Consider the following 21,212-nt stretch of genomic DNA (forward strand, 5'->3'; position numbering starts at 1 on the left):
AGGGTACATATCTGTATAAAAGAGTGTTCACTATGTGAAGTAAGGATAGGAGGAAAGCATGAAAGTAATAGACGCTAACACATTTGTAAATAGTTTTAAAATTAAGCCGGATAAAAGTATGTCTTTCCTCCTGGGAGCGGGAGCATCTGTATCATCTAATATTCCATCAGGTGGGCAAATGGTATGGGATTTTAAAAGAACGTTGTATTGTACAGACAATAACATTCGGACAAGTTTGTATAGTGATTTGTCTAAGGAGAATGTACAGAAGGAGATACAATCATACTTTGACGGGCGAGGGGGATACCCGGAATTATGGTCGCCAGAAGAATATTCATTTTATTTTGAAAAGTGTTATCCGTCAAGAAGTGATCGAGAGTATTATATTCGAAATAAAGTACGAGATATAAAACCGTCATTGGGATATTTATGTATGGGGGAATTGATAGTCAATGGAAAAATAGATTTAGTTTCAACGACTAATTTTGATGATTTAGTACAAGCTGGTGTTCATTCAATTAATCCAGGGTTTTCAATTAAAACAATATCATCTGCGGTTAGCAATAGTGTCGGATTTGCGTTGAATGAGGGATTCCCTAATATAATAAAGTTACATGGAGATTATCTATTTGATAAACTAAAAAACACAGAGTCAGAATTGCAAAAGCTAGAGGATAAAATTGCAGATATTTGGAAGACCTCTATAAAACAAAATGGATTAATAGTTATAGGATATGCTGGCAATGATAATTCTGTTATGTCTGTATTGGAAGAATTAATCAATGAAGGCGGTATAAAGAAAGGGGTATATTGGTGTAAACCAAGAGGCAGTAAACTTAGTATAAGAGCATGCAAATTTATGGAGAACGCATGTAATGTTAATGAACAGTCAGCTGTGGTTGAAATTGATGGTTTTGATGATCTCATGTATAGTCTATATTTGGCTATGAATTTGGAAAATACCAATATTGATGAATTATGGAAGGGGCATGATAAAAAACAAGAGATTTTATATGATGCGATAGGAAGGCATACAGCATCAGCAATTACTAATGCATTACCAGCAATACAGTTTCCAAGAAAATGTTATGTATTTAGTTCAAACATTACCACTTGGAAAGAATTACGGGCAATAACAAATAATTCTTGTGTTGCTATTTTACATAAAGGAAAAGTATGGGCATTAGGTAGCAAAAACGGAATTTTAGAGGCTTTTGCAGATAAAAACATTAGTGATATTGAGGAAGTGGATATTCCAATATATATGATGAAATTGGAACATTCGGATGTTATTGGTATGTTTTATGAGATTATAGAAAATAATTTGTTAAGCAAAGGCTTGTCTTCATTTGGAAAAAATAAGTACTTTGATAGAAATAGCAGGCGATTAAGAAACGGTTATTTTGTTTATGATGCAATTAAAATAGCGATGACATTTGTTAAAGATAATGTAGTTATGAATTTATTGCCTACAGTATATGTATTAAAAAGTGACGGATCTCAATTAGATAGATTTGCGTATCAGAATATTGTAAACAATGAAATGTCAACACTATATAATAAGCAGATGAATGAAAAGGTAGAAATATGGGTACAGAAATTATCAACGAACAGGAAATTAATCTTTGAATTAGGAAATGCTATATTGGAGTTTAGTACACAACGAATTCGATTTGCAGGAACAGGCAGCATTGATAAATGTTATCAAGCAAAGGAAACTGAACTTGCTTTTGACTATGAAAATGACAGTTGCATTGCAGTCAATCAATTAAAAGGTTTAATTAATTATGGACCATTAGAATCATATGCTAATCGAAGTGTACGATTAGCAGTGCTGTCGCCTAGAGAATGCGCAGCAGATATATGGAGGCACTTAAATGAACTAAATAAGCACCATGCAACAACTTTAAAGCAGGATAAGGCATTTTTACCAGAATATATAGGATTTCAAGATGTTTTTAGATGTGGATTGAATATTCCAAATGGAAATGATACCAAAAGATTTAAGGGTTATTCTTTAAGCGATGCTTTAAAGGCATCTGCTGAAGAGTTTTTTAATGGAATTTGTCGATATATTGATGTGATGGAAAGAGAAAAGCATGAATTTGATGTTTTGGTAATCTATATTCCAAATCGGTTAAGTAAAATGCGAGAACTGAAAAATGAAAATGTTTATTTTGATTTGCATGACTCACTAAAAATATATTGTGCAGGAAAAGGTATTGTTACACAGATAATAGAAGAAAGATCAGTCCATACTAATAGTGATATGGCAAAGATTATGTGGGGGCTTTCCACGGCTATATATACAAAGGCTGTTGGAAAATTGTGGAAACCAAAGATGACAAGATATGACACGGCGTATATTGGATTAAGTTATGTACAATCAATAAAGAATAATGAAAAAATATCAATTGGTTGTAGTCAGTTGTTTGACTCAGAAGGAAATGGGATGGAATTGTACTTGCGTCCGTTAAAAGATCCACAGATTATACAGAAAAATCCGTATATGAGAAGTGGAGATGCTTGCCGCCTTATGAACAATTTGAAAAGAATTTATGACGAGTCGGTTCCTTTGCATAAACTAAATCGAATTGTAATACATAAGACAACACATTTCACAAAGGAAGAAATGGAAGGAATAACAAAAGGACTTGCAGGTGTGGATAATATTGAGCTACTGCAAATTCAAGAATTTTCTGCGTGGCGGGCTATAAGATTTCAGAATGATGTTGCAACACTATTTCCGATTCAAAGAGGAACGGTTATTCCACTTGATAAAGATACATTTTTAATCTGGACACATGGAAGTGTTCAGCATGATGAATTGGCTGGAAAAAATTTGAATTATTACAAAAATGGTAGAGGAATACCTGCACCATTATTGGTAAAAAGATTTATGGGAAAATCATCGGCTCTGGAATTGGTCAATGAAATTCTAATGCTTACTAAAATGAATTGGAATAGTGGGGACGGATTATATAAAATATTGCCTGTAACGCTGGATTTTGCTAAGGCATTGTCCCGTGTTGCTAAGCAAGACTTAGTGGTCTATGATAGACCGTATAATTTTAGATATTTTATGTAAGGATTATCAATAATCAAGAATGAAATCTGTTTAAAGGAGTGGCATCGAATGATTAATATATATACAGAAAAAAAAGAGTCAAAAGATTGGATTCTTCAAAATGACTTGTATTTCAATTTGAATACATGTAATGAAGAAATGTCTGAAAATGAAATAAACCTCATTCGGCAAGTGGATGAGGCAAAACTGACACCAGATAAGCACATTGAAACAAAATATGGATTGGGCACAATACGTAATTTGTCATCTGGATGTAAGACATTACTCAATATAGTAAAGCATCCTGATAAGGTGGTGTGCGTAGAGGAATGTGGTCCAAATGTATTAAAATTTATATTTGCGATGGATGATATAAAGATATATATGTCACGCCCCACACTTGCAGAGATTCCGGATAATGTAGAAATCAGGTTTAATGATAAAGATATAGTAACCGGTAATTCAGGATACAATGCTTGGTGGAGTAAAGAGTATGAAAGGAGAGAAGCGGATGATCTATAAGAATATTACATTTAAAGCGGATCCGTTTTCATACGATTTGATGTTTGATGACAGAATAACTCTCGTTGGTGGAGATAGTGGCACAGGTAAAACTGTTCTGTATGAAATGTTAGAAGATTTAAGACTTACCGACCAATATAAAGCAATTAAACTGTTCAATTACAAATCAGATAATCTTTTAGAGGCAGTTAAACAGTGTAAGGACAATTTTATCGTGATTGATAATGCGGATATTTTGATTAATGATGAAATCAGAAGATTCATTAATTTTGAATTTTCCAATCAATATATGCTTTTTTTGAGAAATTGTGATGGGCTCAATGTATCGGATAAGAGCTTTAAAGTGTTGAAACTTGAAGATAACAGGATAACACTAGAAGAGGAGTTGTGATATGAAATATTTATGGACAGAAGATACAGGTGCAGGACTTCACTTCTGGAAACTGCTTAATCAACTTTTCTTTGAAAATGCATTTGTAGTTGAAAGTAAAGAAAGCAATCAGGGAATCTTGGATGCCCTTACAGTTTTGAAACTAGAAAATGATGACGAGTATTATATTGCATTTGATTATGTAGTTGACAATCAGGATATTCGTAATAAGTATCGCTTGTTGAAATCAATAGCAGAAAAGTCAAAAGGAAAGATTATACTTCTAGATATGATTTGTTTCGAACACTTAATTCTTGCATTTGACAAGCTGGTTACTTGGACGGGCACCGGTAAGGTAGATAAAATCAAGATTCGTGAAGATGTTTTGTCGGCAATTGAGGATCATAGAATAAATTTGTCAAAGATTGATGACGAGAAGACTTTACAGTATTTGGCTAGTTTTAAGAGATATTCTACAGAGCGAGTGATGAAATCACTGGTAGGCGAATTTACACAAAACGAGAAGTGGTCTGTTAAAGGTCCACTTATGGGTGAATGTTGGTATAAAGATTGCTGCGTATCTGAACATCCGGATAGTCTTAGGTGTGGAAAGCCAGAAGTTGAAGGTGGAAGTGAGAAGATGCGGATGTTGATGCAGTCGGAAACAGTCAGAAAGGTACTGCAAGTAGTAAATTAGGTATTATAAAAGTGAAAAGGAGGAGGCATTATGGAAAATGTAGGGTTAAGATGGTATAAATGCGATTTTCATTTACATACAATGACTAGCAGTTGCTATCAGAATAAAGATAATGACACAGTTAATGATTGGATTACGGAAGTAAAAAATAAAGGATTAAATTGCATTGCAGTTACAGACCATAATGATTATAGAGAAATTGATGAAATAAAAAAGCTTGGAGAGGAAAATAATATAGTTGTATTTCCTGGTGTTGAATTATCTTGTGACACAAGTAAAATTCACATTTTGGTATTATTTGATATAGACTGTGATGGTAATACTGTACAAGAATTTTTAAATCAGTTAAAGATCTTTAAATCAAATCTTGGGGACAGTGGACATACAGCAGACGGAGATATTTTTCATGCATGTGAAACTGCTCAATCAATGGGTGCATTAGTAATTCCTGCACATATAGATGAATTTAGTGGACTCTCAGATATGAGTCATGATAATATATGTAAGCTTTTAGATAGAAAATATATTAATGCTGTTCAAGTGGTCAATAATGATATTTGGGATAATTACGCTAATGAAGGAATTGCTATGATTTCAAAAAAATTAACGGAAAAGTATGGAAAACCAATATCAGAGGAACAAGCAAAGAAATGGCGTAAAGTATATGAAATGGCAAAAAATATAGATGTCCCTATGTTAAGATTTTCAGATAATCCATTTTCGGATAAATCGTCAAAACATGGATTGTGGGGAATAGGAAAATCGTATACATGGTTAAAAATGTCCCAAACTCCTAACTTGGAAAGTGTAAGACAAGCCTTAATTTCATATGATATGAGAGTTAGGAAAGATGTAGAGTGTTCTAATATACCGGATAAGCAGCCAGATATGATTATAAGAAAAATACAAATTTCTGATTGTATTTTGAATGAAAAAGAAGATATAAAAATTTCCTTTAATCCGCAAATGAATACAATTATTGGAGGTAGAGGAAGTGGAAAATCTTCAATAATTAGAACTATTGCTGGAGCGATGAATTCATTCTCTGGCGAAAATTTAAACGTTATATCAGAAGAACAGAAAAATTTTTATAAAGAAAATGGTAAGTCAAAGAGTAGTGGAACAAGAAAGGGAATATTCAAAAGAACATCTCAAGTTTCAGTATTTATTGAACGCTTGAGTGATTTATATAAAATAGAAGTCACCGATATTAAGGGAATGGAGAATCAGACTAGAAAATTATTTAAGTATATTGATGGAGAGTGGAATGTCATAGAGGATGAGCATTTTCTGGATTTATTTAAAGCACAAATATTTACGCAAAAGCAGATTTATGAACTTGCAATGGATTCAAATTCTTTAATGGCAATTATTGATGCAGATATAAAAGAATTACCACAATGTTTATCTGAGAAGGATGCTGCATTAAATAATTTAGTATCAAAGGCATTGGAGATTAGCAATAGTAAACGAATAATTCTTGATAAGCCAAGATTGGAAACAGAATTATTAGATATTGAGAGCCAAATTTCTAAATATGAAAAAAGTGGTATTTCTGACACACTTAAGGAAAAACAATTATTTGATGATCAGGAAAAAGCTCTTTTATCTTATATTGACAGAAAAAAGAATAAAATAGATGAAATAAAGAAATATTTGGATGAAGTAGTTATAGCATATGATGATGTGACAGATTCTGAAATAAAGTTGCTATTGGAAGAAGATTTGAACGAGTTTAAGTTAGATATTAATCGTTTGAATCAATTTTGCAATGAAATGTTATCGAAAAATGACAAGTTATTTGAAAAAGTTGATAATACTGAATGGAAAAAGAAAAGAATAGCAATTCAAAATAAGTATGTATCTGTTATGCAAAATCTACAAGATAATGGATTGGATACTGTTAAGCTCGATACTCTTATGGAGCAGAGAAATAATAAGAAAGAAGAAATTGATAGGATTCTAATCAAGGAAAAGGAATTATGTAAACTAGAAGCGGAATATGAATCATTAGAAAGTGTGTATAGAAATAAAGTTGATATAATATATAAACTAAGAAATGATTTTATTCAAGAAGTTATTGGTAATGATAAGAATGTTAAGTTCCAGTTAGCTAAGAATAGGAACAGAAATTCATTTATTAACACTTTGAAAGCTATTATGCAAAAGGAAATCACATCTGTAGATGATGATATTAATGAACTAGCGGATTTATATTTAAAAAAAGAAGATGGAATTGAAAAGTATAAAAAAATGCTCATATCTATTAGAAATAAAGAAGATCAGAAATCATTAAGTAAAAAGACAAGAGATATTATAACAAGTATAGCAGAAGACTCGTTTGCAAGAATGATTGCGTTTATACCAGATGACGATTTGATTGTATCTTATAGACCAGAAAAGGCAAAAAAATTTATTCCTTTATCAAATGCATCAGCGGGACAAAAAACAACTACGATTTTGACATTTTTGCTTGCTTATGGAAATCAACCGTTATTGTTGGATCAGCCAGAGGATGATTTGGATAATAGATTAGTATATGACTTAATAGTTGCTAGACTTAAGGTTGCAAAATCGAAGAGACAAATTATTGTTGTTACACATAATGCTAATATACCAGTGAATGGAGACTCTGAATATATTATTTCGATGGACTCTGAAACAGATATTATTCAAGTTAATCAAACAGGAACAATGGATGATGAAAGTATAAGACAAGAGATTTGTGATGTTATGGAAGGTACAAAAGATGCATTTGAAATGAGAGCAAAAAAATATCATTTCCATATCAAGGAATAATTGAATATTGCATATACGCAAGTTTAATATTATAATATCCTTGTGGCAACAGTTTGGCAACAACCATTCAGTAGGTCAAAATAAATAGTGTAATTGATATATTAATATGCCCCATACTCAATCAAAACTTAACTAAAATAAGTTAAGTGCAACCTGGGACATAATGAGTTTGAATAACGGACTAAAATGCCGAAAGCCTGTATTTATGCGGGTTTCCGGCATTTGTTTTATCAAATGACTCTAGTTTGGCTCTATTTGTGGGTGGAGTAATGACTTTCGTAAATCAATATATTGCTTTGCTAGGTTGATTAGGAGAAAAGATGACAGATAATGAAAAGAGATTTATAAAAAGTATATTTTCGGGAGACAGTAGTGGTCATGACTATTATCATACAATACGAGTATATAAACTGGCTACTAAAATCGCAAAACAGGAAAATGCAGATGTTAAAACAGTGCAGTTGGCAGCTCTGCTACATGATGTGGACGATATTAAGCTTTTTCACGACAATTATGCTACCAAGAAAAATGCAGTTGATTTTATGACAATTAATAAAATAGATGGTAAAAGGATAGAGGCGGTACGCAAAATTATAGATGAAGTTTCATTCGCAGGAACTGATTCGGTCGTACCTGATACCATAGAAGGAAAATGTGTGCAGGATGCAGACCGACTTGATGCTATAGGAGCTATTGGAATTGCCAGAACATTCGCATATGGTGGTAGTAGGGGAAGAAAGATTTATGATCCGGAAATAAAATCTAAAATGGGAATGAATAAAGAAGAGTATCGGAATAATCAAGATTCTACAAGCATTAATCATTTCTATGAAAAGTTGCTTTTGTTGAAAGACATGATGAATACGACTGAGGGAAAGAAACTGGCAGAACATAGACAGGTTGTAATGCAGGAATTTCTGAATGAGTTTATGCTGGAATGGGAAGGGAAAATGTGATGGAAGTAAAATTTTATGATACAGTTAATGATGAACTATTGAAATTTGCAGTAATTATCTCACAGAGTAACGGAAAGTGGGTATTTTGCAAACATAAAGAAAGAGATACATATGAAGTGCCGGGAGGGCATAGAGAAGCTGGGGAGAATATTTTTGAAACAGCTAAAAGGGAGTTGCAGGAAGAGACTGGGGCTATCAAATTTGAGATAAAACCAATATGCGTATATTCGGTGACAGGTAAGACTAGAGTAAATGATACTGGTGAAGAAACATTTGGACTGCTTTGTTTTGCAGAGATAACAGAGTTTGCGAAAGAATTACATAGCGAGATGGAGAAAGTTGTGCTTATGGATGAGTTGCCTGAGAACTTGACATATCCGTTGATACAGCCGAAATTGATAGAAAAGTATTTACAGGTAAAGATAATTCTATAATTGGAGCAACAGTAACTGTCACAGTCGATAGACCATTAGGAAGTTATCATCCTGAATATAAGGATATGTATTATCCAATAAATTATGGTTACATTGAAGGAGTTATGGCACCAGATGGAGAAGAGCAGGACGCTTATATATTAGGTGTAAATGAACCACTAAAGAAGTTTACAGGTAAAATTATTGCCATTGTTCGGAGAAAAGATGATATAGAAGAAAAGTGGGTAGTTGTGCCAGACGGGGTAACTTTTTCAAAGGAAGAAATCAGGAGACAGATTCATTTTCAGGAACAATATTTCGACAGTGAAATTGTGATGTAATATTAAGGAGATTGCTATGTCATTAGGATTAAAAAGAGGAATAGTGCAGCTTGAACCACATGATAAACAGTGGGATGAGGCTGCCATTCAAACAATCAAAATACTTAATTCTATATTAGGAGATGATGCTATTGATATACAGCATATTGGAAGTACAGCAATACCGGCAATTAAAGCAAAACCGATTATTGATATTGTCGTTGGGGTAACTGATTTTGATAAAGTAATGTTACATAATGAGCAATTACGACAAGTGGGAATATTTTATCGAGGTTCAGATGTGGAACGTCAGCTTCTTTATGTAATGGGCGATATGGAAAATGATACAAGAACGCACCATATTCATATTGTGAAATGGAACGGAACTGAGTGGAAAAATTATATTCATTTCAGAGATTATCTAAATGATAATGAGAATATGGCTTTGCAGTATCAGAAGGTAAAGGAAGAACTGGAAGGTAAGTATGCAGATGATAGAGTAGCATACACTAATGGAAAGCAAGAAATGATAGATATTATTCTGAATGGCAAATAGATTGTTGACATCAATTGCCAAGACTGGTATATTATTCAACAAAAACAAGGAGAACATACACATGAATCAGAACTTATATTCAAGACATTATATGTACATGTATTACGGACGTACACGGCTATAAACATGCAAGGTTAGTGCATTAGGTTATAGCGTGTAGGTCTTTTAGTCTAGTGCATAAAACCAGAATATAAGAGAAGATTTTACATACATTGCATCTTATTAAATTGGAGTTATCGCACTGGACATTGAATGTTTGGTGCGATTTTTTATGTTTACAAGAAAGAGGTGCAGAAAATGAATGATTTAATTGAACTTAAACTGATAACAAGAAAAGATGCTGAATGTCTGCATAAACTGCAGATAGAAGCGTTTATGCCATTATATGAAAAATATCAGGATGATGCTACAAGTCCGGCGAAAGAAAGCCTTGAAACAATAACAAAGAAGATAGTTGATGATAATTCGGATTTCTATTTTATTTTGTTTAATGGTGAGAAAGCAGGAGCTGTAAGAGTTAAATGGCATAAAGGGCAAAAAGTACACAAGAATGTAAATTGGATATCTCCTATTTTTGTTATTCCAAAGTTTCAAAATAAAGGAATTGCCAGTAACGTAATCAAACAATTATTTGATATTTATCCGAATACAATAGAATGGTGGTTATCTACTATTAAGCAGGAAGAGAAAAATTGCCATTTGTATGAAAAATGTGGATTTGTTCGAACTGGAGATGAAATAGTTGTAAACGAAAATATGACATTAGTTTTTTATGTAAAGAGTTATATTGAGGTAAGGAGATTTAAGGAAGAGGATGCAAAAGAGGTCAGAAATCTTATTGTCAGGAATTTCTTAGAGGTTAATAGTAAAGATTATGGCATATCAGCAATGGAAAAACTTGCAAAGGTTTACAATGTGGAAAAGGTTTTGAATGTGGCAAGTTATGCGCATATGTACGTCTTTGAATTTGATGGAAAAATAGTTGGAACAGGTTCTATCTCAAGTTTTTGGGGAAGTGAAACAGAAAGTATACTTTTGTCCATTTTTGTCCTCCCGGAATTTCATGGAAAGGGTGTTGGAAGAAAAATCATAAATACATTAGAAACGGATGAATTTTATGTAAGAGCAAGCAGAATTGAGATACCAGCATCTATTACAGCAACGGAATTTTATAGAAAATTTGGATATGATTACAAAAATGGTGTTAAGGAATTGGATGATGAACACCATTACAGATTGGAAAAGTTTAAGGCGGCAGGGTTGAAATAACAACAGATAATCAATTATTTTTATTTGGATAGGCTACAATTAACTGGACAGATTTTTTAAGGCCATATAATCTATAATAAATACACAAAGGAGCACTCATTATGACCGAACCAAAACAACGAAGAAAACCTCGTAAATATACCGATGAATTCAAACAGCAACTGGTGGAACTATATCGTTCCGGCAAACGCAGATGCGATATCTGCCGTGAATATGACATTGCTACTTCCCTGTTTGACAAATGGGTAAAGCAGGCATCCAATTCCGGCTCTTTCCATGAAAAAAATAACCGGACTCCAGAGCAGGAAGAACTGATCTGGCTTCGGAAAGAAAACCAGCAGTTAAGAATGGAAAATGATATTTTAAAACAAGCGGCGCTGATCTTAGGACGAAAGTAAATGTGATCAAAGCAAATGATCACAAATACTCTGTATCAGCAATGTGCCGCGTCCTACAGGTAAATAGAAGCACTTATTATTATGAAGCAGCAACAAAAAAAGATGAATCAGAACTTACTGCAGACATTCAGGAAATTTTTAGAAAAAGCCGGAACCATTATGGTACACGAAAGATCAAGAAAGAACTGGTTGATTGCGGGAAACAGGTATCATGGTGCTAGAATATAAATAGTACAAGCCAAAATGAGAAATTCCAAATACACATAAGCATGGTACAATAGAGATATGCTGAAGGAGGATCTCATATGGCAACGCAACATGACAAACAATTTAAACTTGATGCAATCCAGTATTATCAAGATCATAAAGATCTCGGTGTACGTGGATGTGCTGAAAATCTTGGCATCAGATACAGCACACTAACAAAGTGGCTGAAAGACTTCCGGGAATCAGGTGATATTCTTGCTCGGGGTTCTGGTAATTACGCATCCGATGAGCAGAAGGAAATCGCTCGTCTCAGACGTGAATTACGTGATGCCCAAGATGCTCTTGATGTATTAAAAAAGCAATCAACATTCTGGGAAAATGACGGAAGTCATTTATCTCAAAGTATCTGAAAAGACGGAAGCTGCCCAAAAGGCTGGACGCCGGGTTTCCGTCTCCGGAATGTTGAAATTTTTAGGTGTCTCACGTTCAAGATATCATGCATGGCTCCACCGCGTGCCTTCTGATACAGAAAAACGCCGTGAATCTGTAAAAGAAAAAATACAGGATATTTATGATGATTCCAAGCAGAACTACGGTGCTCCAAAAATCACTGTAGAATTGCGTAAAACAGGTGAAGTCATTTCGGAAAGAACCGTTGGTACATATATGCGCCAAATGGGAATCCGTGCCCAGTGGAGCAAGTCATGGACAATCACCACTAAAGATTCTGATTTCAGCACTGAATTACAAAATATCCTTGATGAGCAGTTTAATCCTGACCGCCCGAACACCGTCTGGTGTTCGGATATCACTTACATCTGGACAATAGACGGATTTGTCTATCTGACCAGTATTATGGATTTATTTTCCAGAAAAATCATAGCCTGGACACTTTCAGAAACATTGGAAGTATCCTGCGTGATTGATACAATAAACAAAGCCAAAGCTCGCCGAAATATCGACCAGCCATTAATCATTCACTCAGATCATGGCAGTCAGTATGTTGGAACGGAATATAAAAAAGCAACAGAAAATATGCAGCGTAGTTACTCAAAGAAAGCGTTTCCGTGGGATAATGCATGCATTGAATCCTTCCATTCAATTATCAAACGTGAATGGCTCAACCGCTTTAAAATTCGCGATTACAAGCAGGCATACCGTTTGATTTTCGAATATCTGGAAGCTTTCTACAATACGAAACGAATTCATAGCCATTGTAACTATATGTCACCAAATGAATTCGAACGAGTATATGAAAGAACACACTGAGGCTGAGCTTCTGGCGGGTTAAAATGGGGAAAAATTTCTCATTTTAACTTGTACTAAATCTTGACATAGAACCAATGCAGAGGTGGAAATCGCCTATGACCCCATGAATACAGAGACTATAAAGGTTGTGTATCAGGACATGAAACCAATCATGGCACACCGGGTAAGTATCGGAGCTTTCTGTGATAAAACGGTGGATGTACCGGTTGGAATGACGGACAAGATACCGGAAACATCCAGATTTCTGGATGCTCTGGAAAAGAAATACAAAGAGGATCACAGGCTGATAGCAAATGCCCTTTCTTTTGGTGATTATGGAAAGGCAGGTGGCAGCCATGTATGAGGAATTCTTTGAGCTGATGCATACGCCGTTTACAAGAGATATTCCGGCAGACAGGCTGTATGGTTCGAGGCAGATAGAAGATGCCCTGGGGAGACTGACATACGTGGCAGACAGGCAGTTGTTTGCGGTAGTTATTGCGGATCCGGGATGTGGAAAATCAACGCTTATCCGGATGTTTGAAAGCAGACTCCCAAAGGATAAATATATGCTGCTGTATCTGTCTGATTCGAAGCTGACACCGAGGTGGCTGTATGCAGGACTTTTTGACTAGATGGGACTGGAGGCAAGGTTCTACCGGGGAGATTCAAAGAGGCAGCTGCAGAAGGAAACTTTGGAAGAATTTCGTTTCCTCTTGAATTACAGGTTTGATTCAGCCAGCCCCATGAGTCTGATACTGGTAGGACAGACAGAGTTGTGGGATCAGAAGCTAAGGCTGCAGAGCTACGCAGCTATCCGACAGAGAATCGATATGAATATCGTATTGAACCGCCTGGACAGGGCAGAAACTGGCAAATATATCGCGGCACATATGGCGTATGCAGGAGTGAAACAGGATCTGTTCACCAGTGGAGCAGAAGATGAAATCTTCAAGGTATCCGCAGGCATACCACGGATGATCAACAGAATCTGCGAGAAAACACTGATGTACGCATATCAACAGCAGAAACGGCTGATAGATGAGCATATGGTGCGATTTGTAGCTGACCATGAAATGGTTGGAGGAATAGAGTAAGAAATCCGGGGCGAGAGCCCCGGAAGCAGTGACAGAAAGAAGAGTGAGTTTGTGACAACGTGTGAGAGCAGAGTTGTGACAGCTCATGGAATTTTTAACAGCAATAACACAACACAGGGAGAAATAAACATGACAGCATATACAGTAAGAGATGCAAAAATAGAGGATGCACAGCGGATACTTGAAATCTACGCGTATTATGTGGAAAATACGGCGATTACATTTGAATATGATGTGCCGTCCAAGGAAGAATTCAAACAGCGCATGAGGAAGACTATGCAGAAGTATCCGTATCTTGTCATTGAAAAAGAGGGAAGGGTATACGGATATGCCTATGCAGGACCATTTAAGGAGCGCGCGGCATATGACTGGGCGTGTGAATTGTCTATTTATGTAGACCATGTTGCGAAGAAATGTGGACTGGGAAAACAGCTATACGCCGCTTTAACAGAGTGTTTAAAGCAAATGGGAATCACCAACCTGTATGCGTGTATCGGATATCCGCAGACGGAAGACGAATATTTGGATAAGAACAGCGAGCAGTTTCATGCACATCTGGGATTTCAGACAGTCGGCACATTTCACCGGTGCGGATATAAATTTAACCGTTGGTACGACATGATCTGGATGGAAAAGATGATTGGAGAGCATCAGAGCCAGCAGCCGCCGGTGGCATACCGGACGGCACAAAAAAACAGGATATAGCAGAAAAATATCGAAAGAATAATGAAATCGGTAAAGCAAAAATAAGCCGCAAAGTATGTATATACCGCCTATAAATCGTCAGATTCAGGTCTGAATGTCTGATTTTATGGGTGGGTATAAAGCGCTTTGCGGCTTATTTTAATAAGTACATCAGTCTGCTTATGCGTCAGCAGAGTCATCAGAAGCGGCAGGTGCGGCTTCCATGTTTTTCGGTAAAACCAGATTTAAAAGAATGGCAACGAGGAAAACAACAGCAACGCAGTTTTCGGCGAAGACCGTCTTTACAATCTGTGGAAAAATATCAAAAATTTCAGGAACCTGTGTAAAACCGATGCCGATACTTAAAGAAAGTGCGGCAATGGTGATATTTCTCTGGGAGAAACCACATTTTCCAATCATCTGAAGTCCGCTGATAACGATGTTACCAAACATCATCAGTGTACAGCCTCCAAGAACCGCATCCGGCAGTGTCGCAAGTAGTGAACCGAAAAACGGGAAAATTCCGGCTAAAATCATAATCACGGCACCGGCGCCAATCGCATAGCGGTTGACAACCTTTGTCATGGCAACCAGTCCGACATTCTGGCTGAATGACGTAATCGGCAGACAGCCAAAAACAGAAGACAATGCACTGATAAAACCGTCACAGGCAATAGAACCGGAGGTTTCCTTTAAAGTCGCTTCGCGGTTTAAACCGGCGGCGGCAAGGGCGGAGGTATCACCAATTGTTTCTGTTGCTGATACAAGGAAAATTAAAGTAACAGAAATAATAGCGTTTATGTTAAATTCCGGTTTAAACGGCAGTAGCTGTGGAAATGCAATGATAGAAGTGCCTTCCAGAGAAGAAAAATCCACCGCACCCAGAATCACAGCCGCAATATAGCCCATAATCAGTCCGAATAAAACGGACAACTGCTTGAAATATGATTTTGCAAAAATATTAAAAAGGATACAGCAAAGCAGTGTAAATGTACCGAGAATCCAGTTCGTGGCAGAACCGAAGGTTTCACTGCCGCTGCCGCCGCCAAAGGAAGCCGCACCGACGGATAATAAAGAAAATCCGATAGCGGTTACAACGGTTGCGGCAACAATCGGTGTAATCAGGCGGATCCAGTATTTTGCAAGAAGTCCTAAGATACCTTCAATAATACCGCCGACCAATACCGCGCCGACAATTGCATTATAGCCGTAGGTTGGTCCGAGGTAGCAGAATACGGATACAAACGTAAAACTGATACCCATAACAATCGGGAGTCCCGAACCGATTTTAAAAATCGGGAAAAGCTGTATTAAAGTACCGATACCGGCAATCAGCATGGCACTCTGGATTAAAGAGGCGCTGTCAGCTGTGGACAGCCCGCTGGCTGCGGCAACGATAAAAATAGGTGCGATATTGGCAACAAACATTGCCAGTATGTGTTGTAAGCCAAAAGGAATGGCTTGTTTTACGGAAATCTTACCATTCAGATGATACAGATTTTCCGTTGAGGTCGTTGTATTTTTGTTCATGATATTCTCCATTTGCAGGCAGTGCGTTTTACCGCCGCTGCCTTTTTACATTAAGTTGTTTTGTATTTTATTTCTGTTTTATTCCTGGCGGAAAGTAATTGTACCAGTTGCGGCATCCATGCTGTCTACAATTGCAAGGGATTCCAGATGATAACCGAGGTTGCGGATAATGCGTCCGCCGGACTGGAAGCCTTTTTCAATGACAATGCCGATACCCTCGACCGTTGCGCCTGCTTCATTTACGATAGAAATAAGCCCCTGTAACGCACAGCCGTTTGCAAGAAAATCATCAATAATCAGTACGTGGTCGTCCGGGCTTAAAAATTTCTTGGAAACAATCACCTGATTCTTGCATTTGTGGGTGAAGGATTCCACTTCCGCAACGTACATTTCACCTTCAATGTTAATGCTTTTTGACTTCTTTGCGAAAACGACCGGAACATCAAAATGGCGCGCTACCATGCAGGCAATACCGATACCGGAAGCTTCAATCGTCAGAATCTTGTTAATATGTTCGTTTGCAAAACGGCGCTTAAATTCTTCACCGATTTCATCAAACAGCTGAATGTCCATCTGATGATTTAAGAAGCTGTCTACTTTTAAGACATTTCCTTCTTTTACAATACCGTCTTTTGTAATGCGTTCTTCTAAGAAATTCATAATTCCTCCTAATAAAATGTGGTTGTTAAAATGACGGGCAGACCCGAATCACATTCGGTCAGGCACATCATTTATAGGATTTTAGATAAATTATAGTCTATCAAAATGGCATGGATGTAGCAATATAAAAGTTGAAATTGGGAGAAAATAACCTATATTAGTTCCGGAGTATTTGTGTTACAATGTCAGAAGATATCTTAGGTAAAGCCGGACATTGAAAAAATCGCAGGATACAGTATAATGAAAAGTAAAATAAAAGGATAAGCCGCAAAGCGGCGGAAACGGGGGTATTTTATGTTAAAGGACTGGAACAGATTGGAACAACCGTCAAAAGAGGAAATGGAACAGCGTTTAAAGAAGGCGCGTGCGCGCTTAGAACAGCAGCAGATTCTGATGAAGGAAAAGAAACTGCCGGTGCTGGTGCTGTTAGAAGGCTGGGGTGCGGCAGGCAAGGGCAGTGTGCTTGGAAAGATTATTAAAAATATTGACCCGCGCTTTTTTAAAGTGGCAGTTATGGATGAGCCGACAGAAGAAGAAGCACGCAAGCCGTTCTTATACCGTCATTTTGTAAAGATACCGGAAGCGGGCAAATTCGTCTTTATGGACAGCGGATGGATGAGCGAAGTGACAAGGGAAAAGCTGCGCGGGGAATTATCCGAGCAGGAGTATAAAAAGAAGATTGAGAGCATCAAGCGTTTTGAAAGACAGCTTACAGACAACGGTTATCTGCTGATGAAGTTTTTCTTCCAGATTGATGAAAAGGAGCAGAAAAAGCGGCTGGATAAGCTGGCGGATGACAAAAATACGAGCTGGAGAGTCAGTGAACATGATGTATGGCAGAATAAGCATTATGATAAATGCATGGATGTTTATGAGCAGTATCTGTGCGATACGAACCAGTCGAGCGCGCCGTGGTATCTGGTAGATGCCAAAGATAAAAAGTGGGCGCAGTTACAGATTTTGGAAACGCTGGTGCAGGGAATTGACACGGCACTTCAAAACAGTACGCTGGCAGTGCCGCTGTTACAGAATGCATTTCCGTTAAAACCGATTGAAAAGCTGGCAGACGTGGCGTTGGATAAGACTTTGACAGAGGAAGAATATGATACTTTGTTAAATCAGTATCAAAAGCGTCTGCGCGAACTGCACAATGAATTATACCGTAAAAAAATACCGGTTATCATTGCCTATGAAGGCTGGGATGCCGCAGGAAAGGGTGGAAATATCAAGCGTATTACCGAAGCGTTAGACCCAAGGGGGTATGAAGTACACCCGATTGCAAGTCCAGAACCGCATGAAAAGGCAAGACATTATCTGTGGCGTTTTTGGAACAGACTGCCAAAGACCGGACATATTGCGATATTTGACAGAACGTGGTACGGCCGTGTCATGGTTGAACGGCTGGAGGGCTTTTGCAGTGAAAATGACTGGCGGAGAGCCTATGTGGAAATTAATGAATTTGAAAAAGAGCTGGCAGACTGGAATGCAGTTATTGTAAAATTCTGGGTGCAGATTGATAAGGATACACAGCTTGCACGTTTTAAGGAACGTGAAAATACACCGGAAAAACGTTGGAAGATTACAGACGAGGACTGGCGCAACCGTGAAAAATGGGATTTGTATGAGGAAGCAGTCAATGAAATGCTGCAAAAGACCAATACAGCCTATGCGCCGTGGCACATTTTAGAGTCCAATGACAAAAAATATGCGAGAATCAAAGCATTAAAGACCGTTATTGAGGCAATTGAGAAAAAAATGGAATAAAAAACGGAGTATCTTATGAACATTTTTGACATCATCGGACCGGTCATGGTCGGACCGTCCAGCTCCCACACGGCGGGAGCGGTAAGAATCGGTTACATTTCGGGAAAATTGCTCGGAGAGCCGGTGAAAAAAGCAGCGATTTTATTATACGGTTCATTTCTTGCAACAGGAAAGGGACACGGCACACAGAAAGCCTTAGTGGCAGGACTTCTTGGCATGGTACCGGACGATATACGGATTCCGGACAGCTTAAAAATTGCAGCGCAAAAAGGAATTGAAATTACTTTCGGCACGGCACAGCTGCGGGAAGCCCACCCGAACTCCGCACAGATTTATCTTACCGGGGAAACGGGAAGGACGTTAGAGGTCATCGGAGAGTCGATTGGCGGCGGCAGAATCAACATTGCACAGATTGACGGAATCCAGACCAATTTTACAGGCGAATATCCGACGTTAGTCGTGCATAACCTCGACCAGCCGGGACACGTGACGGAAGTTACTGCCATGCTTGCAAAAGCTCGCATTAATATCGCAACCATGCAGCTGTACCGCTCGGCGCGCGGCGGCGATGCAGTTATGGTGCTGGAGTGCGACCAGGAAGTGCCGGAGCAGATTGTCCACCGGTTAGAACAGCTTTCGGGTATTAAAAAAGTAACGTATCTGAGCCTTGTATAAAAGCTGTATACAAAAAACAATGCGGAATGGAGAGTATATGATTTATCATTCAATTCAGGATTTATTAAATCTGGCAAAGGAATATCAGATACCTTTGTGGGAGGTTGTATGCCGGGCGGATATGGAAGAACGGCAGGTTACAAAAGAGCAGTCCTTTGAAACGATGCACCGGATGTATGAAGCGATGAAGCAGGCAGACAGCGCGTATGATAAAAATTTAAAATCGGCAAGTGGACTGGCGGGTGGCGACGGCGAAAAACTGCATTGCTATAATGCGGCAGGAAAAAATATTGCGGGAGAATACATTGGGCTTGTCATGGAAAAGGCAGTCAAAATGGGCGAGTCCAACGCCTGCATGAAGCGGATTGTTGCTGCACCGACGGCCGGTGCATGCGGCGTGATTCCGGCAGTTTTTCTGGCATATCAGGAATATTTCCGGGCAGAGGAACAAAAAATGGTGGAAGCGATGTATCTGACGGCGGGAATCGGCGCGGTGATTGCGGAAAATGCAAGCATTGCGGGCGCGTCCGGCGGCTGTCAGGCAGAAATCGGTTCGGCAAGCGCCATGGCGGCGGCAGGGCTTGCTTATTTGCAGGGCGGCGACGATGAACAGATTGTCAATGCCATGGCATTTGCCTTAAAAAATATGCTGGGGCTGACCTGCGATCCGGTCTGCGGACTGGTAGAAGTGCCGTGTATTAAAAGAAATTCAGCCGGTGCGGTCAATGCTGTCACCAGTGCGCAGATGGCACTCGCGGGCGTCTGCAGTGCGATTGCACCCGATGAAGTCATTGATACGATGCGCCGTATCGGCAATGCGCTTCCGGCATGTTTAAAGGAAACGAGCGAAGGTGGGCTTGCAACAACTCCTTCGGCGCAGAAGGTACGCGAAAAAATGGACGGAGAACAGTAACTATGCCTCTTGATTTAACACAACTGTCACAAATTACAGAACCGCTTCTTGCGTGGTATGAAAAAAATGCCCGTGTATTGCCGTGGCGTGAAAATACCGATGCTTACCGCGTGTGGGTATCGGAAATTATGCTGCAGCAGACAAGAGTGGATACGGTGATTCCGTATTACGAGCGCTTTTTACGGCGTTTTCCGGATGTGGCGGCACTTGCCGCGGCACCGGAGCAGGAGCTTTTAAAAATGTGGGAGGGGCTTGGATATTATTCGAGGGTGCGAAATATGCAGAAAGCCGCACAGCAGATTTGTGAAAAATATAACGGCATTTTCCCAAACGAATATGAACAGCTTTTGTCCCTGCCGGGTATCGGTGCGTATACGGCGGGAGCGGTCGCTTCAATTGCATGGAATAAGCCTTACGCTGCCGTGGACGGAAACGTGCTTCGCGTGGTGACACGTCTGACGGCAGATTCCAGAGAAATTTCCGATACAAAATTTAAAAATGAAATCACAGCGGCATTGCAGGAAATTTATCCTGTGGACAAGTGTGGTATCTTTACCCAGAGCCTGATGGAACTGGGCGCAGTTGTCTGCATGCCAAATGGTACACCGCGATGCACGGAATGTCCGCTACAAAGCTTATGCAGTGCCTGTGCAGCGGGCACACAGCCAGCGTATCCCGTAAAGAAAAAGAAAGCACAGCGCAGAATCGAAGAAAAGACCGTGCTTTTAATGATACATGCGGGCAGGCTGGCACTGCAAAAAAGAGCCAAGAGCGGATTGCTTGGTGGCATGTGGGAACTACCGAATCTTTCGGGAAAAGCAGATACAGCGCAAATTCAAAAGTGGCTTGAAAAGTGTGGAATCACGGACTGTCGGATACAAAAAGGCAGTCCGGTGTGCCACATTTTCACACATATCGAGTGGCATATGGACAGTTATCTTATCGAATGTGGAAAAGCAGCCCCGGATTCGGATTTTACGTGGATAACAGAGCAGGCTTTGGAAAAGGAATATGCACTGCCGACAGCCTTCAAAAAAGTGTATACACAAAACCGGCCATTGTGAGAA

22 protein-coding genes and 1 pseudogene are annotated in these 21,212 nt (G+C 38.5%); 21 read left to right on the forward strand and 2 right to left on the reverse strand.

The features are described 5' to 3' along the window. Positions 1–58 precede the first annotated feature (58 nt). The 17 genes and pseudogenes from LI288_RS08045 to LI288_RS08125 all read left to right on the forward strand — a co-directional run bounded on the left by LI288_RS08045 (position 59) and on the right by LI288_RS08125 (position 14,624). Complete coding sequence (locus tag LI288_RS08045) at positions 59–3,088, forward strand: SIR2 family protein (protein WP_227090025.1); 3,030 nt, start codon at positions 59–61, stop codon at positions 3,086–3,088. 48 nt (positions 3,089–3,136) lie between these two features. After that, a complete protein-coding gene (locus LI288_RS08050) occupies positions 3,137–3,589 on the forward strand; it encodes a DUF4869 domain-containing protein (RefSeq protein ID WP_117999881.1) in 453 nt (150 codons plus the stop codon). Next, positions 3,561–3,980, forward strand: coding sequence for an ATPase (locus LI288_RS08055; protein WP_227090026.1), 420 nt, complete (start codon positions 3,561–3,563; stop codon positions 3,978–3,980). The genes LI288_RS08050 and LI288_RS08055 overlap by 29 nt, the downstream gene beginning before the upstream one ends. A 1-nt stretch (position 3,981) precedes the next feature. Next, a complete protein-coding gene (locus LI288_RS08060; protein ID WP_227090027.1) occupies positions 3,982–4,656 on the forward strand; it encodes a hypothetical protein in 675 nt (224 codons plus the stop codon). 30 nt (positions 4,657–4,686) lie between these two features. After that, positions 4,687–7,455: a TrlF family AAA-like ATPase gene (locus LI288_RS08065; RefSeq protein ID WP_227090028.1), complete on the forward strand. Its 2,769-nt coding sequence runs from the start codon at positions 4,687–4,689 to the stop codon at positions 7,453–7,455. A 320-nt stretch (positions 7,456–7,775) separates the two neighbouring features. Next, positions 7,776–8,411 (forward strand): HD domain-containing protein, encoded by a 636-nt coding sequence (locus LI288_RS08070; protein ID WP_227090029.1) that lies wholly within the window; start codon positions 7,776–7,778, stop codon positions 8,409–8,411. Beyond that, positions 8,411–8,845: an NUDIX hydrolase gene (locus LI288_RS08075; RefSeq protein ID WP_227090125.1), complete on the forward strand. Its 435-nt coding sequence runs from the start codon at positions 8,411–8,413 to the stop codon at positions 8,843–8,845. Before LI288_RS08070 ends, LI288_RS08075 begins: the two co-directional genes overlap by 1 nt. Before the next feature lie 65 nt (positions 8,846–8,910). Then, on the forward strand, positions 8,911–9,165 hold the full coding sequence (locus LI288_RS08080; RefSeq protein ID WP_227090030.1) for an inorganic pyrophosphatase: 255 nt from the start codon (positions 8,911–8,913) through the stop codon (positions 9,163–9,165). Between the two features lie 16 nt (positions 9,166–9,181). Beyond that, positions 9,182–9,700 carry a GrpB family protein gene (locus LI288_RS08085; protein WP_227090031.1) on the forward strand — a complete coding sequence of 173 codons (519 nt, stop codon included), beginning with the start codon at positions 9,182–9,184 and terminating at the stop codon, positions 9,698–9,700. 297 nt (positions 9,701–9,997) lie between these two features. Continuing rightward, a complete protein-coding gene (locus LI288_RS08090) occupies positions 9,998–10,969 on the forward strand; it encodes a GNAT family N-acetyltransferase (protein WP_227090032.1) in 972 nt (323 codons plus the stop codon). A 101-nt stretch (positions 10,970–11,070) separates the two neighbouring features. After that, positions 11,071–11,579: pseudogene (locus LI288_RS08095) on the forward strand (transposase); the annotation flags it as partial. A gap of 93 nt (positions 11,580–11,672) precedes the next feature. Further along, positions 11,673–11,984, forward strand: a complete 312-nt coding sequence (locus LI288_RS08100) for a transposase (protein WP_227090033.1) — start codon at positions 11,673–11,675, stop codon at positions 11,982–11,984. Further along, on the forward strand, positions 11,953–12,843 hold the full coding sequence (locus LI288_RS08105) for an IS3 family transposase (protein WP_227090034.1): 891 nt from the start codon (positions 11,953–11,955) through the stop codon (positions 12,841–12,843). The genes LI288_RS08100 and LI288_RS08105 overlap by 32 nt, the downstream gene beginning before the upstream one ends. A 103-nt stretch (positions 12,844–12,946) precedes the next feature. After that, positions 12,947–13,186, forward strand: coding sequence for a hypothetical protein (locus LI288_RS08110; protein WP_227090035.1), 240 nt, complete (start codon positions 12,947–12,949; stop codon positions 13,184–13,186). Then, positions 13,179–13,457, forward strand: a complete 279-nt coding sequence (locus LI288_RS08115; RefSeq protein WP_331464619.1) for an AAA family ATPase — start codon at positions 13,179–13,181, stop codon at positions 13,455–13,457. The genes LI288_RS08110 and LI288_RS08115 overlap by 8 nt, the downstream gene beginning before the upstream one ends. 198 nt (positions 13,458–13,655) lie before the next feature. Further along, positions 13,656–13,919 (forward strand): general secretion pathway protein, encoded by a 264-nt coding sequence (locus LI288_RS08120; RefSeq protein ID WP_227090037.1) that lies wholly within the window; start codon positions 13,656–13,658, stop codon positions 13,917–13,919. 129 nt (positions 13,920–14,048) lie between these two features. Further along, a complete protein-coding gene (locus LI288_RS08125) occupies positions 14,049–14,624 on the forward strand; it encodes a GNAT family N-acetyltransferase (protein WP_227090038.1) in 576 nt (191 codons plus the stop codon). Positions 14,625–14,783: 159 nt separating this feature from the next. Here LI288_RS08125 and LI288_RS08130 read toward each other — a convergent pair whose 3' ends face one another. Further along, complete coding sequence (locus LI288_RS08130; protein ID WP_227090039.1) at positions 14,784–16,133, reverse strand: uracil-xanthine permease family protein; 1,350 nt, start codon at positions 16,131–16,133, stop codon at positions 14,784–14,786. Between the two features lie 78 nt (positions 16,134–16,211). Beyond that, positions 16,212–16,793: a xanthine phosphoribosyltransferase gene (locus LI288_RS08135; RefSeq protein ID WP_022431984.1), complete on the reverse strand. Its 582-nt coding sequence runs from the start codon at positions 16,791–16,793 to the stop codon at positions 16,212–16,214. A gap of 294 nt (positions 16,794–17,087) precedes the next feature. Between LI288_RS08135 and pap the strand changes: the two genes are divergently transcribed. Genes pap through mutY form a run of 4 tightly spaced genes read left to right on the forward strand, consistent with a single transcriptional unit; the run spans position 17,088 to position 21,209 of the window. Next, a complete protein-coding gene (gene pap / locus LI288_RS08140; protein ID WP_227090040.1) occupies positions 17,088–18,557 on the forward strand; it encodes a polyphosphate:AMP phosphotransferase in 1,470 nt (489 codons plus the stop codon). A gap of 15 nt (positions 18,558–18,572) precedes the next feature. Further along, entirely contained in the window at positions 18,573–19,232 is a 660-nt protein-coding gene (gene sdaAB / locus LI288_RS08145; RefSeq protein WP_227090041.1) for an L-serine ammonia-lyase, iron-sulfur-dependent subunit beta, read from the forward strand. A 37-nt stretch (positions 19,233–19,269) separates the two neighbouring features. Beyond that, a complete protein-coding gene (gene sdaAA / locus LI288_RS08150) occupies positions 19,270–20,145 on the forward strand; it encodes an L-serine ammonia-lyase, iron-sulfur-dependent, subunit alpha (protein WP_227090042.1) in 876 nt (291 codons plus the stop codon). Positions 20,146–20,147: 2 nt separating this feature from the next. Continuing rightward, a complete protein-coding gene (gene mutY, locus LI288_RS08155) occupies positions 20,148–21,209 on the forward strand; it encodes an A/G-specific adenine glycosylase (RefSeq protein ID WP_227090043.1) in 1,062 nt (353 codons plus the stop codon). Positions 21,210–21,212: the final 3 nt, after the last annotated feature.

Origin of the sequence: Lachnospira pectinoschiza (assembly GCF_020564355.1) — a bacterium.
GTDB classification, from domain to species: domain Bacteria; phylum Bacillota; class Clostridia; order Lachnospirales; family Lachnospiraceae; genus Lachnospira; species Lachnospira intestinalis.